This window comes from Acinetobacter sp. SA01 (genome assembly GCF_011319235.1).
In the GTDB taxonomy this organism is placed as follows: domain Bacteria; phylum Pseudomonadota; class Gammaproteobacteria; order Pseudomonadales; family Moraxellaceae; genus Acinetobacter.
The window spans coordinates 36289-48843 of sequence record NZ_WXXM01000018.1 but is presented as its reverse complement, the minus strand read 5'-3'; the positions used below and the strand labels follow the sequence as shown (position 1 = coordinate 48843).

The following is a 12555-nucleotide window of genomic DNA, read 5'->3' as shown; positions in this document are numbered from 1 at the left end:
GGCCATTGAATAAAATGCAACCTTTCCGTTGCATTTTTTATGGCATCTACACTATGTTTAATGCTTAAAGCGCAAATGTTCAGAATAATTTAACTGTAACAATAAGCTTCCTATTTTTTGAAACGGATCTTTACAAGGACATCAACATGATGAAAAAAACTGTAGCCACAGTGATGTTTTCTGCCGCTTTGTCGTTCAGTAGCCTGAGTTTTGCCGGTGCGCTTGAACAAAATATGATGACGCTTGGAAAAAACTTTAAAATGTTTAACAAGGCTGATAATCAGAAAGATGCACTGAAAGCACTGGATAATATGAAGGCTGCTGCTTTAGATGCAAAAAAAGTGAAGTTAAAAGCTCATGATGCAAAAGCACCAAGCTCAGATGCTTTATACAGTCAATTGCTGGTGGAGATTGAAAAAACCAGATTATTGGTTCAAAGTGGTAAATTGGACCAAGCCAAAGTAGAAGGCAAAAAAATTGCTCTGGTGAAAGATCAGGGACATGCGGTTTATAATCATCACTAATTTAATGTACATTTACCGTTTAAGGTTTGGAAGGGTGAAGTTAGATTAAGCACATCGTTTTATCTCGTGATTGTCAGATGAACTGTGTAAATCTTGCTTCAGCAAGCCTTATGCATAATTTAAATAAAAAATGCCAGCCCATTCAGCAATAGGCTGGCATTACTTTTTATGAGGATAGTTGCAATCAACTTGATGCTAGATGTGCCTGATTTTCTCTGACATACTCTTCAGTACGTTGCATGGCTTCCTGAATATTAATCAAGGCTGTTTCTACATCTTTTAGGGTTTTGGCATTGCCGCCACTTAAAGCCTGACGCCATTTACGTGCACCCGGCAAGTTCTGGAACAACCCGAGAATATGACGGGTGATAATCGAAAGTGGAGCACCTTCCTGCATGCGTTTAGCAATATACGGCATCATTTGCGCCATAATATCAAAACGGTCAGGCGCTTCCAGGTTCCATAATTGTCCCAGTTCAGCCAATAAATATGGATTGTGATAAGCCTCACGACCAATCATCACCCCATCGACATGTTTTAAATGCACTTGGGTTTCGGCAAAGGTTTTGACCCCACCGTTAATTTCAATCAGCAGATTTGGACGGTCTTGTTTTAAACGGTACACATCTTCATAACGTAAAGGCGGAACATCACGGTTTTCTTTCGGCGATAAGCCCTGAAGCAAGGCAATACGTGCATGTACGATGAAATTGTCACAACCGGTTTTTGCCACAGTATCGACAAAATGCAGCATTTCTTCATAAGACTGCATGTCGTCAATACCAATACGGTGTTTGACAGTGACAGGAATATCCACGGCATTACGCATTTCGCCAATACATTCAGCAACCAGGTCAGGTTCTGCCATTAAGCACGCGCCAATTTTGTTGTTTTGTACGCGGTCACTGGGGCAGCCCACATTCAGGTTGACTTCATCATATCCCCAGTCTTGAGCCATTTTAGTACAGGTTGCCAAGTCTTTTGGATTTGAACCGCCAAGCTGTAACACGATTGGATGTTCTTCATTGTTATAGTCCAAATGACGTTCTGCACCACCAAATAGAATGGCACCAGTCGTCACCATTTCGGTGTACAGAATAATATTTGGGTTAAACAGGCGGGCAAAAAAACGGTAGTCACGTGTGGTCCAATCCATCATCGGCGCAACCGAAATGCGAGGCTGTAAAGATTGCAGAGCAGTCATGGCATAAACCTGAAATAATGAAAAACCGAAGCGCGGATTATACGGGGTTTGATGAAAAATCGACAGTCGCTTGCAGCGATCATTGCCTTTATTAAAGTCTTAAAATCAACTGTGCAGTCAGCTTAGAATTTGTATGTAATTTAACTTTTTAGTATGTTGGAGATATGACCACAACAGGGAAAATAATATGTTGGTTCTAGAAGAAATATATAGGAGTAAAAAAAATGAACATTCTAAGCCTTTTAATTTACGTATCCAGCGCAGTTTAAGCTGGTTTAAAAAAGCCCTGATACTTCATGATGATCTTGATCTACAGTTTATTACGGTATGGGTGGCATTTAATGCATTGTATACACAGGAGCAAGCTGCCGATCAGGAACAGTACACCTTAAGACATTTCCTCAGCTCGATGTGCCATAAAGATGTTGATCAAAAAATATTTCACATCCTCTGGGAAAAAAAGCATTCAAGCATTCGATTACTCCTGAGTAATCCATATCTTTATCAAAGTTTTTGGGACTGGCGTAATCAGAAAATCAGTGAGGCAACATGGCGCTCAGCTTTTGCCACAGAACAGCAACAGCTCCAGCACATCTTGCAAAACCATGATTCAGTCAGCCTGTTGGTATCCCTGTTTAGTCGCTTGACGACTTTATATCAACAGTTAAGTCGAGGCGGAGCGACCTACAATAGTGCTATTAACCGGAAACAATTAGCCAATGCTTGGAGTGTTTTATCTGTATTGGTGCCGAGCTTTATCCAAATTTTATTGGAAAATGTCGAAAATATAGAGTTCAATCAGCCATTTTATCCCGTGGTGCAAGTATCCTGAGGTGAATGATTTGAAATAGACAGCAAGATCAAAAACTGTTTCATTTGCAATTTTATTTTGAAAGAGGCACGCTGCGAGCGTGATAACGCATATCCAGAAATGCAAAAAAAGCAGCGCAGAGTACCAGACTCACTCCTGCAATACAGGTCATCTTCCAGCCGCCATGATGCCATGCATAGACTCCGAGTGCAGAACCACAGGCTCCACCAATAAAGTAAGAAGTCATATAAATAGAATTAATCCGCGATTTGGCATCTGGACGTAGACGGAAAATAATATTTTGATTACTGGTGTGCACAATGGTGAGCCCCAGACTGATTACGCCGTAGCCAATCATATAACTCAGCAAAGACTGCCCACCGAAATAAAGAAAAAACCAGCTCACAATCAGCGTTAACAGGCCGATCCAGGTCAGTGACTGGGTATGGCCCTGATCGGCAATTTTGCCAATTTTCGTTGTAGACAATGCACCAAACACTCCCGCCAGCGTTACAACACCCACCAATACATCGGAAAGATGAAACGGGGATGAGGTCAGTAAAATGGCAATGGTCGAAAACAGGGTACTCATGGAAGCAAATACAAAACCACCAATCAATGAACGAAATCCTAAACGCGGTTCCTGTTTCAGTAAAATCGCCATGGATTTAAAAATTTGCGTATAGCTCATTTTTAGTATGCTGATGTGGGGCAGTTTGGTTTTGAGGAGAAAGGCTAACATCAGCATCAATATGGCACTGAGCATATAGATCAGTTTCCAGTTGAACAGGTTGGACATTAAACCCGCAAGACTAGTGGATAGCAGTAGTCCGACCAGAAGTCCACTCATCAGGAAGCCCACCACTTCACCTGTTTTTTCAGGTTTGACGGCCATGGTGGCTAGGGGAATCAGGACCTGTGCTGCGACTGAAAATAGCCCTGTAATTATGGTTCCCAGCCAAAGCATGGGTAAGTTGATGGCAAAAGCACATAGAAATAAACCAATGGCAGTCATGACCATCAGTAAAGGAATAAATTTGGTTTTATTGACAATGTCACCCATTGGAACAATAAACAATAGACCCAGTGCATAGGATACCTGGGCAAACGTCACGGTTAAGGCGACTTGTGATTCAGGAACATGAAAATATTGCTGGATGGAATGGATTAAAGGCTGGCAATAATAGTTGGCTCCCGCACACAGACCACAGGCTATGGCCATGAGCCAGAGTAAAGATTTATCCTGGCTGATGTCGAGAGAAGTTTTCATAACCATCCTTGTTTTGTTTCAGGTAGGCAAAGTTTGCCGGTATTGCAATGTACATGCAGAGTATAGCAAGCCCTATCAGTCTGGACGTACAAATATAGGGCGAAAGCAATCTCTATTCAGCGTTCTGTGGCTATTTTAAAAGCCGTATTTTTTTAGTTTGCGGCAGGCTTGAATCAGACCAGGCAAAAACTAATGTGAGAATTTCTTTTTAGCAAGAGTAATCATCATGACGCCAATGATATTGAGCATACAGCCTAGCCATTGAATGGCATTTAGATGTTCACCTAAAAAAATAGTGGCCAAGATAATGGTCAGAATCGGGCCAATTGAAGCAATCATGGCAGACTGTGCAGCACCCAAGCGGACAATACTCTGTGCCATCAGTACCGTCGGTAAAACTGTGACCAGCAGGCCTAAGGCAATGCCGTACCCAATTACACTGACAGGTAGCTGGGTGAATAAATGCAAAGGCTGCGGCATGGCAATCATGTAATGGGTTAGGGTGCCGATACAGGCAATACTCAGTGCCAAACCGGTAAAATTCCAGGAACCAAAACGTTGAATCAGTCGTGGAGTAAGCAATAAGTACCCGGCAAAACATACTGCACTGGCAAAGACCAGACTGACCCCAAGCCAGAAATGACCTTCATGTGCAACGTTGCTTTGTTCCTGTAGCATCACAATGACCGTACCGCCGTAACTTAAGGCGATGGCCAGCATGCTTTTCAGGCTAAGTTTCTGCTTATAAATGGCACTGGAAGCCAGAACCGTCAGTGTGGGATAGAGAAATAAAATAATCCGTTCCAGTGAGGCACTGATATACATCAGACCAACAAAATCCAGCCAGCTTGAAAAGTAGTAACCCATGAGCCCTGCAACAATCAACAAACCCCAGTCTTTCGCTGCCAGTTCTTTATTATGATGACGGTTGAACCAGCACAGCAGCAAAAAAAACGGTAAGGCACTGGCCATACGCAAAGCCATCAGTACCGTGCCATCGACCAAAGGCGACAAGGCATAGGTTTGCTTGATAAAAATGGCTTTGGTACTAAACAGGAAAGCAGCACCAATCGCAAATAATGAACCTAATTGTGTTTGGCTTAGAGTCGGTTTCATTTTACCTGCTTGATTAGGGCTTCTGATCCGAAAAAGATCGAGACAAAGTTGAATTATAAAGTTTTTAAGCCCCGAGGTTAAATGCCAAAAGATGCGAATTATAATTCCAATTAGGAATGATTGATGCTTGGAGTTATTTTTTAGAGGTTAATGACAACTGGCTTGGCTTCTCTGGAAAGTGAGTTTTGTTTTTGTCTAAATTTTATTCAAACACGTTTGTTTAGAAACGTTATATCGCTATGCCTACTCTTTTAAAAGTAATAAAAACAAGAAGATGAGTATCAAAAATAAATTTATGCACTAAATTTGTGCATAAAATGTTGAATTGAGACAAATTTAGCGTAAAACATCATCAAGCGAAATGGCTGTAAAATTTTTTTTAATTAATTTTTTGAATTACCTTAGACTTAGGGTGAATAAGCATTAAATAACAAAAAAACATAAAAATAAGCAAAATCAGCATTTTTTCTGATATGCAGCTCCAGACTTGATTTAGGCAAAACCAGATAGACAATCACTTATTTTTTAAGGGAACAAGTCCATTCAAGATGTCATTCTGGCCAATAAAGGGGGAGAAAATTATTTAAATTTAATTAGTCGATAAGTAAATCAAGCAACTTTCTGGGTATTTATTTAAATTCTGATTAAAGGAAGAATGTCAGAAAGATCAATTTTGTGGGACAAGCCGGCTGGAAATGGTGAGCGGGAAGGTCAAGATAAAGATTCATGGCTTTTTCAGGCTGGCATTTAAAGTCATGAAGACGAGCTAAAATTAAAGTAAAACCGACGAATCCTATATGAAACTATTATTTTTATGAATCATCAGTTCAAAATATGGGTATTTATTAAATAAATATTGGGTAGTAATTTAAAAAAGTTCAATTAGAATCCAAAAATTCAACAAAAACGCATCCTGGGGGAAACATTGCTCACCGCGATGTTTACTGAAGAAAAATTAGCTTGAGGAACGCTCATGCAGATTGGAATCCCAACCGAAACTGTGGTCGGTGAAAATCGTGTGGCTGCAACGCCAGAAACAGTAAAGAAGTTGATCAGTGCTGGTCATACTGTAGTCATTGAACGTAGAGCAGGGGTAAAAGCTGCTTATATTGACAGTGCCTATGAACAGGTCGGCGCCAAAATTACCGATGATGCCTATACCGGCAGTCAGATTATTTTGAAAGTTCGTGCCCCTCAAGGTGATGAAATTCAAAAACTTGCAGCAAACACCGCAGTGATTGCAATGTTTGACCCGTATCGCAACACTGAACTTGATAAGTTTGCAGCAAAGCAGGTTTCTGCATTTGCACTGGAACTTTTACCACGTACGTTGTCCCGTGCACAAAACATGGACGTGCTGTCTTCTCAAGCCAACTTGGCCGGTTATAAATCGGTACTTTTGGCGGCAGCAGAATATCAACGCATGTTCCCAATGCTCATGACGGCTGCGGGTACGGTAAAACCGGCCCGTGTGGTCATCATGGGGGTTGGGGTTGCCGGTCTGCAAGCCATTGCGACTGCTAAACGTTTAGGTGCTGTGGTTGAAGCCACCGATTTACGTCCAACTGCACGTGATCAGGTCGAATCACTTGGCGGTAAATGGCTAGACGTACCAATGTCGGATGAAGAAAAGCAAAAAGCTGCGGACGCTGCTAAAAATGGTTATGGCTGGATGCCAGGTGAGCAATATATCAAAGACCAGGCGGCCATTGTCGATAAAGCTGTTTCTAATGCCGATATCGTGATTACCACTGCACTGTTACCCGGCCGTGATGCACCGCGTTTAATTCGTGCTGAAACGGTGGCCAAAATGAAACCGGGTTCAATCATTCTGGATATGGCGGTTGAATCAGGCGGTAACGTGGAAGGTTCCAAGTGCGGCGAAAATGTCGTGACGGATAATGGCGTGACCATTTTGGGTATTCCGAATATCCCATCTACAGTTGCGACCGAAGCCTCAGCACTGTATGCACGTAATGTCTTTAATTTCCTCGATACCCTTTTTGATGCAGAGAAAAAATTTGCCATCAATCCGGAAGAAGAAATTCAAAAAGCCCTGCTAGTAACTCATGGCGGTCAAGTGCTGCTGAAGCGTGGTTAAGGAGAGTCATCATGGTTGAAACGATTACAATTTTCGTCCTTGCCATTTTCGTAGGTTACTACGTGGTTTGGGGCGTTACACCTGCATTACATACGCCATTGATGGCGGTAACCAACGCCTTGTCATCGATTATTGTGGTGGGTGCGATGTTGCAGACGGTTGGCATTCCGGGTTTGGTTGAAGCCAATGTGCAATTCCAGAGCATCAACGTGGTCAGTATTTTGGGTGCAGTCGCAGTATTTCTGGCAAGTATCAACATTTTTGGTGGCTTCGCCGTAACTGCACGTATGCTTGAAATGTTCAAGCCAAAGCAAAAGAAAAAAGAGGGCTAAAACATGGAATTCATTCGAGACTATGCGGATTGGTTCTACCTGGTGGGTGCCGTTCTTTTTATCTTAACTTTACGTGGTTTGTCTGGTCCTAAAACAGCAATTGCCGGTAACCGTTACGGTATGATTGCAATGGCCATTGCCGTGATCACCACCTTCTTTGTTGCTGATCATCCTGTGGTCTGGATGATTGGCGGCGCAATGGTGTTAGGTGCAATCGTAGGTATTGCTCGTGCACGTACCGTTCCGATGACGCAAATGCCGGAAACCGTTGCATTGATGCACTCATTAGTCGGTTTGGCTGCAGTGCTGATTGCTATTGCTGCGATTCTGCATAACAACCAGTTAACGGCACTATTTGCACAAAATGAAGCGGCGTTAACAGCTGCGGGTGTTGAACATGCCCACATGAGCAAAGTTCATCTTTTTGAATTATTTGTAGGTTGTTTCGTTGGTGCGATTACCTTTACCGCTTCAGTATTTGCTTACGGTAAACTGGCTGCGAAAAAATGGGCGAAAACCATTTCGGGTGGCTGGGTTAAACCGCTACAGGCGATTATTTTCCTGGCGATGTTAAGCTGTGGTTTCATCTTCTTCTCAACAGGTAACATGCAGGCTTTCTGGGCAATGACTGCTCTGGCACTTGCATTTGGCTGGGTATGGATTGCACCGGTCGGTGGCGGCGATATGCCGGTGGTGGTGTCACTGTTGAACTCATTCTCTGGCTGGGCTGCGGCAGGTATTGGTTTCACTTTAGAAAACAATATGTTGATTGTTGCGGGTTCACTGGTGGGTTCTTCAGGTGCGATTCTGTCTTACATTATGTGTAAAGCCATGAACCGTTCAATCATCAATGTCTTGTTTGGTGGTGCGATGGGCGGTGCAGCAGTTGCATCAGCAGATAAAGGTGAGCAAGTTCAACGTAACCACCGTTCTGGTTCAGCAGATGACGCAGGCTTCCTGATGTCAAATGCAGATAGCGTAGTGATTGTTCCAGGTTATGGTATGGCTCAAGGCCGTGCGCAAAATGCCGTGAAAGAACTGTGTGAAATCCTGAAAGAACAAGGCGTGAAAGTACGTTTTGCGATTCACCCGGTGGCAGGTCGTATGCCAGGTCACATGAACGTATTGCTTGCGGAAGCTGATGTAGCGTATGAAGACATTCTGGAAATGGATGAAATCAACTCGGACTTCCCGGCAACTGATGTTGTGTTAGTCATTGGTGCAAACGACGTCGTTAACCCTGCAGCGAAAGATGATCCAAGTTCACCAATTTACGGCATGCCGATTCTGGAAGCACATAAAGCACGTACTATTATGGTGATCAAGCGTTCTATGGCAACCGGTTATGCGGGTCTGGATAACGACTTGTTCTATAATGAAAAAACCATGATGATTTTCGGCGATGCCAAGAAAGTCGTAGAAGACATGACTAAAGCCATTAACGGCGGCGGTCACTAAATCCACGCTTCAAAAGTCCCTCTTTCATAAAGAGGGATTTAGGGAGATTAAAACCACCTTCGGGTGGTTTTTTAATTCTAGAATATATGACTTTTCAACAATTAAATTGAAGAATAGTGCAGAGCACACTTTTATCAGGCTATGGTTTCTTGTTTTATTTGGTGCTGCCTGATCAAGCGATATTGCAAAAATGCTTTATAAAATGGCAATTAACTGTTTATTTCTAAATAGGTATTGCCGATGAGGGATATTTTTAGAAATTAAGTTGTGTTAAAACTGGCATTTGCCTGTCTTTTTAAATAAAAAGATAAATTTCGATAATCTGGCATTTCTTTTGCATTTTTGTGATTCAGTTTTAGGGGGACTGTTCATGAAAATAATAAAGTATCTTGCATTGCTGTTATGTGTATGTTCACTACCTGCATTTGCAAGTGAAGCTGCGACAAACGCAGCGAATATTCAGGAAATACGCTTATCGCTCGACAGTGTCTGGGTGGTGATGGGCGGTATATTGGTATTCTTTATGCAGGCCGGTTTTGCACTGGTGGAAAGTGGTTCTGTACGTAGTAAAAATACCGTCAATGTACTCATGAAAAATTATATGGATGCTTGTCTGGGGGGATTGGTCTTCTGGTTAGTCGGTTTTGGTTTAATGTTTGGGGTCAACGCTTCAGGTTGGATGGGCACCAGTCATTTTGCGCCCAATGACTTGGATGACTGGCATTGGAATCTGTTGTTCTTTCAAATGATGTTTGCCGCTACTGCAACTACAATTGCCAGTGGTGCCATGGCAGAGCGTATTCACTTTGTTGCTTATATTGTAGGGGCGGCTGTGGTCAGTGGCCTTATTTATCCTGTCTTTGGCAGTTGGGCGTGGGGCAGTATTTTTGAGGGCTCAGGCTGGTTAAAAGCAATGGGTTTTATCGACTTTGCCGGTTCAACTGTAGTGCATTCAATCGGTGGCTGGGTGGCATTGGCCGGTATTATTGTACTAGGTCCGCGCTTGGGACGTTTCGGGCGTAATGGACAAACTCACCATCTGGCAGGGCATAACCTGCCTTTGGTGGCTTTGGGTGGTTTTATTCTCTGGCTGGCATGGTTTGGTTTTAATGCTGCATCCACCGTGAATGCCAGTGTCAGTATCGGTCGTATTGCTTTAAATACCCATCTGGCGGCCTGTGCTGCTGCAGTGGCTTATATGCTGTATGCCTTAATTCGTGGTAAGGCAATTCTAATGCAGACCACAATTAATGCTTCATTGGGCGGTTTAGTGGGGATTACGGCGGGTTGTGCCACCATGTCACCTTTATTTGCCGTGATTACTGGACTCATTGCCGGGCTCATTGTCAGCGTCATGCCAAGCGTCATGGAAAAATTAAAACTGGATGATGTGGTGGATGCCGTTACTGTTCATGGTTTTTGTGGGGCGTGGGGAACCGTGGCTGCAGGCCTGTTTTTTGAAGCCGATATGTTTAACTCACAAATTGTGTCTATTCAGGTTTTAGGTGTGCTGGCAGCATTTGCTTGGGGATTCGGAATCGCGCTGATTACTTTTAAGCTGCTGGAGAAAATATTGGGTGGCTTGCGTGTCAGCACGCAACATGAACAACGCGGTTTGGATTATACCGAACATGCCGAGCTGTCCTATCCTGAATTTCAGCGTGATGTGACTTTTGAAACAGATGATATTACCAAACGCCACTAAACCAAGAAGGGGAGTTTCGCTATGCCAAATGAATTACTCACTGTGATGCAAAAGAAACAGGCGATTGAACGCGGTTTAAGTCATTATTTGCAAGGAACTGTACTGGAACGGGTATTGAGTTACTGGGAACAGGAGTATGGCGACAAACCTTCATTTGTACTCAATCGTTTTATGAATGACATTTGCAATACCGATGAATTGCGTATTCATCGCAAAGAAATGTTGAAACAGGTGTTATGTGAGATGTCGGCGGTTGAAAAACAGGTACTACTGGATACCCAGCCGAAAGTGCAAATGGAGGTGCTGATTTCAGCCGATTTTGCCGATGCTTTTTTTGATTTGATTAATGGCGTGCTACAGACAGTAGCTAGAGCTGATCTGAATGATTTTAATGCGGAAGTTAAAAATCATGTCCAAGCCTTGGGCATTGCGATTGAGAAATCTGCAAATCTGAATGACGCTGCTTTTGCAGAATGTTTACCGCTCACCAGTTATGCTCAGGTGATTACTGCATCATATGAATGCTATTGCGAATTTTATGGCCCAAGTAAAGCCGATCAGGTCTATGCGCGGGTGAAAATGGATATCAAGAACAAATATCCGTCCGTGGATTTACATCATTTATTATAGTTGGCAGCAATCTTGATTGAATGCATGTTCAGTCTTAAGTTTAGGCTGGGCATCCTAAAAACAGCAGCACTAAAAAAGCGACCTGAAGGTCGCTTTTTTAGTTTATTTAGGCTACTGATTCTGGAGTTGCGCGCCATAAGCTTTCCAGATCGTAAAATTTACGTGCTGTTGGAAGCATGACATGAACTACAACAAACCCAAGATCGATCAGGATCCATTCGGCATCACGTTCACCTTCAACGCCGAGAGGGCGGAAACCCGCTTTACGTGCTTCTTCAGCAACATTGTCTGCAAGGGCTTTAATATGACGGGTTGATGTGCCGCTGGCAATGACCATGGCATCTGCCACATTGCTGATTGAGCTGACATCAAGTTCTAGAATATCTTTTGCTTTTACATCTAATAGGGCTTCATGTACAACTTTTAAGCAAGCTTGTACATCGTTAGCATGAGCATTCATTGCGTGTTCGAGAGAATTAGAAGCGCTGGGCGATGGTTCTAAATTCATAAAAGGTTTAATTTCCGGACAATATCTCACTGTGTAATATAGCGGTTTTGGGGCTGAATTTCAAATCTGTTCATAATTTAACTTTGTGGATGTTTTGCAAAATATTTATCTTTCCAGGCAAAAGAATGGCTGGAATGCGCTTGTGGCTTGTATTCTGCTGCAGTGAAACCTGTATAGGTACTTTGGTTTAACCACTGAAAAATTTCTGCATAGGGAATTTGTGCAGTATCAGGCTGATGACGTCCCGGACAGTCTGCAAACTGGATGTGTCCAATATCCTGAATATTTTCCTTTAAGCCCTGTAGTACATCTTCACCCATCATCTCCATATGATAGCAGTCATATTGCATTTTTAGCGCCGGGTGTCGTACTGCTTCCAGCATTTCTTGGGCTTGGGCAATATTTTGTACCAGAAAGCGGGGCATGTCGGTGCCATTAATCATTTCAAACACCGGCTGAATGTTGTGTACAGCAAACATGGAACACGCCAGTTTTAAATTTTTTGCCAGCGTATTGAGGCAAGGCAACAAATCGGAATCAAGCGGTTGCTTACCGGCCAAAATATTCACACTGGATACATTCAGTGCTGTGGCGTATTGAATTGCCTTTTCCAGGGCACGATGGAATGCAATTTCTTGACCCGGTACGCCAGCCAGACCATTACCGCCTTGCATCAGGTCGCCTGCAGGGACATTAATCAGGCATAAGCTCAGGTCGTGCAGAGTGAGTTGGGTCTGAATCTGTTCGATGCTGAGTTCATAGGGAAACTGGATTTCTACATGCTGAAAACCATGAGCCTGCGCCAGAGCAAAGCGCTCAATCAGAGGCACTTCAGTAAAAATCATGGATAAATTGACCGCCAGCTTAATCATGCCTTTACTCCTTGCTCGTTAAAG

12 protein-coding genes are annotated in these 12555 nt (G+C 43.0%); 7 read left to right on the top strand and 5 right to left on the bottom strand.

The features are described from left to right. The first annotated feature begins 146 nt into the window (after positions 1-146). Positions 147-524, top strand: coding sequence for a cytochrome b562 (locus GTU69_RS14055; protein WP_166171405.1), 378 nt, complete (start codon positions 147-149; stop codon positions 522-524). 184 nt (positions 525-708) lie between these two features. On the opposite strand, the gene dusA is transcribed toward GTU69_RS14055, so the two are convergent. After that, the gene (gene dusA / locus GTU69_RS14050; RefSeq protein WP_166171403.1) at positions 709-1728 is read right to left on the bottom strand and encodes a tRNA dihydrouridine(20/20a) synthase DusA; all 1020 of its coding nucleotides are present in this window, start codon (positions 1726-1728) and stop codon (positions 709-711) included. 187 nt (positions 1729-1915) lie between these two features. Between dusA and GTU69_RS14045 the strand changes: the two genes are divergently transcribed. Further along, on the top strand, positions 1916-2560 hold the full coding sequence (locus GTU69_RS14045; protein ID WP_166171401.1) for a HEPN domain-containing protein: 645 nt from the start codon (positions 1916-1918) through the stop codon (positions 2558-2560). Between the two features lie 52 nt (positions 2561-2612). Here GTU69_RS14045 and GTU69_RS14040 read toward each other — a convergent pair whose 3' ends face one another. After that, a complete protein-coding gene (locus tag GTU69_RS14040; RefSeq protein WP_166171399.1) occupies positions 2613-3809 on the bottom strand; it encodes an MFS transporter in 1197 nt (398 codons plus the stop codon). A gap of 189 nt (positions 3810-3998) precedes the next feature. Beyond that, on the bottom strand, positions 3999-4925 hold the full coding sequence (locus GTU69_RS14035) for a DMT family transporter (protein ID WP_166171397.1): 927 nt from the start codon (positions 4923-4925) through the stop codon (positions 3999-4001). A 973-nt stretch (positions 4926-5898) separates the two neighbouring features. Between GTU69_RS14035 and GTU69_RS14030 the strand changes: the two genes are divergently transcribed. The 5 genes from GTU69_RS14030 (at position 5899) to GTU69_RS14010 (ending at position 11151) form a co-directional block, all read left to right on the top strand. Further along, complete coding sequence (locus tag GTU69_RS14030) at positions 5899-7026, top strand: Re/Si-specific NAD(P)(+) transhydrogenase subunit alpha (RefSeq protein WP_166171395.1); 1128 nt, start codon at positions 5899-5901, stop codon at positions 7024-7026. 11 nt (positions 7027-7037) lie between these two features. Then, positions 7038-7358: a proton-translocating transhydrogenase family protein gene (locus GTU69_RS14025; RefSeq protein WP_086195869.1), complete on the top strand. Its 321-nt coding sequence runs from the start codon at positions 7038-7040 to the stop codon at positions 7356-7358. A 3-nt stretch (positions 7359-7361) separates the two neighbouring features. Beyond that, positions 7362-8816 carry an NAD(P)(+) transhydrogenase (Re/Si-specific) subunit beta gene (locus tag GTU69_RS14020; protein WP_086195868.1) on the top strand — a complete coding sequence of 485 codons (1455 nt, stop codon included), beginning with the start codon at positions 7362-7364 and terminating at the stop codon, positions 8814-8816. A 370-nt stretch (positions 8817-9186) separates the two neighbouring features. Continuing rightward, positions 9187-10521 carry an ammonium transporter gene (locus GTU69_RS14015; RefSeq protein WP_166171393.1) on the top strand — a complete coding sequence of 445 codons (1335 nt, stop codon included), beginning with the start codon at positions 9187-9189 and terminating at the stop codon, positions 10519-10521. A gap of 21 nt (positions 10522-10542) precedes the next feature. Beyond that, complete coding sequence (locus GTU69_RS14010; RefSeq protein ID WP_166171391.1) at positions 10543-11151, top strand: hypothetical protein; 609 nt, start codon at positions 10543-10545, stop codon at positions 11149-11151. Between the two features lie 106 nt (positions 11152-11257). Here GTU69_RS14010 and rsfS read toward each other — a convergent pair whose 3' ends face one another. Continuing rightward, positions 11258-11659 carry a ribosome silencing factor gene (gene rsfS / locus GTU69_RS14005; RefSeq protein WP_166171389.1) on the bottom strand — a complete coding sequence of 134 codons (402 nt, stop codon included), beginning with the start codon at positions 11657-11659 and terminating at the stop codon, positions 11258-11260. 77 nt (positions 11660-11736) lie between these two features. After that, on the bottom strand, positions 11737-12531 hold the full coding sequence (locus GTU69_RS14000; protein WP_166171387.1) for a TIM barrel protein: 795 nt from the start codon (positions 12529-12531) through the stop codon (positions 11737-11739). Positions 12532-12555 lie beyond the last annotated feature (24 nt).

What these genes read in the sequence shown, in the direction of transcription:
- GTU69_RS14055 (WP_166171405.1), top strand. Translation starts at nt 147, where the DNA reads ATGATGAAAAAAACTGTAGCCACAGTGATGTTTTCTGCCGCTTTGTCG.
- dusA (WP_166171403.1), bottom strand. Translation starts at nt 1,728, where the DNA reads ATGACTGCTCTGCAATCTTTACAGCCTCGCATTTCGGTTGCGCCGATG.
- GTU69_RS14045 (WP_166171401.1), top strand. Translation starts at nt 1,916, where the DNA reads ATGTTGGTTCTAGAAGAAATATATAGGAGTAAAAAAAATGAACATTCT.
- GTU69_RS14040 (WP_166171399.1), bottom strand. Translation starts at nt 3,809, where the DNA reads ATGAAAACTTCTCTCGACATCAGCCAGGATAAATCTTTACTCTGGCTC.
- GTU69_RS14035 (WP_166171397.1), bottom strand. Translation starts at nt 4,925, where the DNA reads ATGAAACCGACTCTAAGCCAAACACAATTAGGTTCATTATTTGCGATT.
- GTU69_RS14030 (WP_166171395.1), top strand. Translation starts at nt 5,899, where the DNA reads ATGCAGATTGGAATCCCAACCGAAACTGTGGTCGGTGAAAATCGTGTG.
- GTU69_RS14025 (WP_086195869.1), top strand. Translation starts at nt 7,038, where the DNA reads ATGGTTGAAACGATTACAATTTTCGTCCTTGCCATTTTCGTAGGTTAC.
- GTU69_RS14020 (WP_086195868.1), top strand. Translation starts at nt 7,362, where the DNA reads ATGGAATTCATTCGAGACTATGCGGATTGGTTCTACCTGGTGGGTGCC.
- GTU69_RS14015 (WP_166171393.1), top strand. Translation starts at nt 9,187, where the DNA reads ATGAAAATAATAAAGTATCTTGCATTGCTGTTATGTGTATGTTCACTA.
- GTU69_RS14010 (WP_166171391.1), top strand. Translation starts at nt 10,543, where the DNA reads ATGCCAAATGAATTACTCACTGTGATGCAAAAGAAACAGGCGATTGAA.
- rsfS (WP_166171389.1), bottom strand. Translation starts at nt 11,659, where the DNA reads ATGAATTTAGAACCATCGCCCAGCGCTTCTAATTCTCTCGAACACGCA.
- GTU69_RS14000 (WP_166171387.1), bottom strand. Translation starts at nt 12,531, where the DNA reads ATGATTAAGCTGGCGGTCAATTTATCCATGATTTTTACTGAAGTGCCT.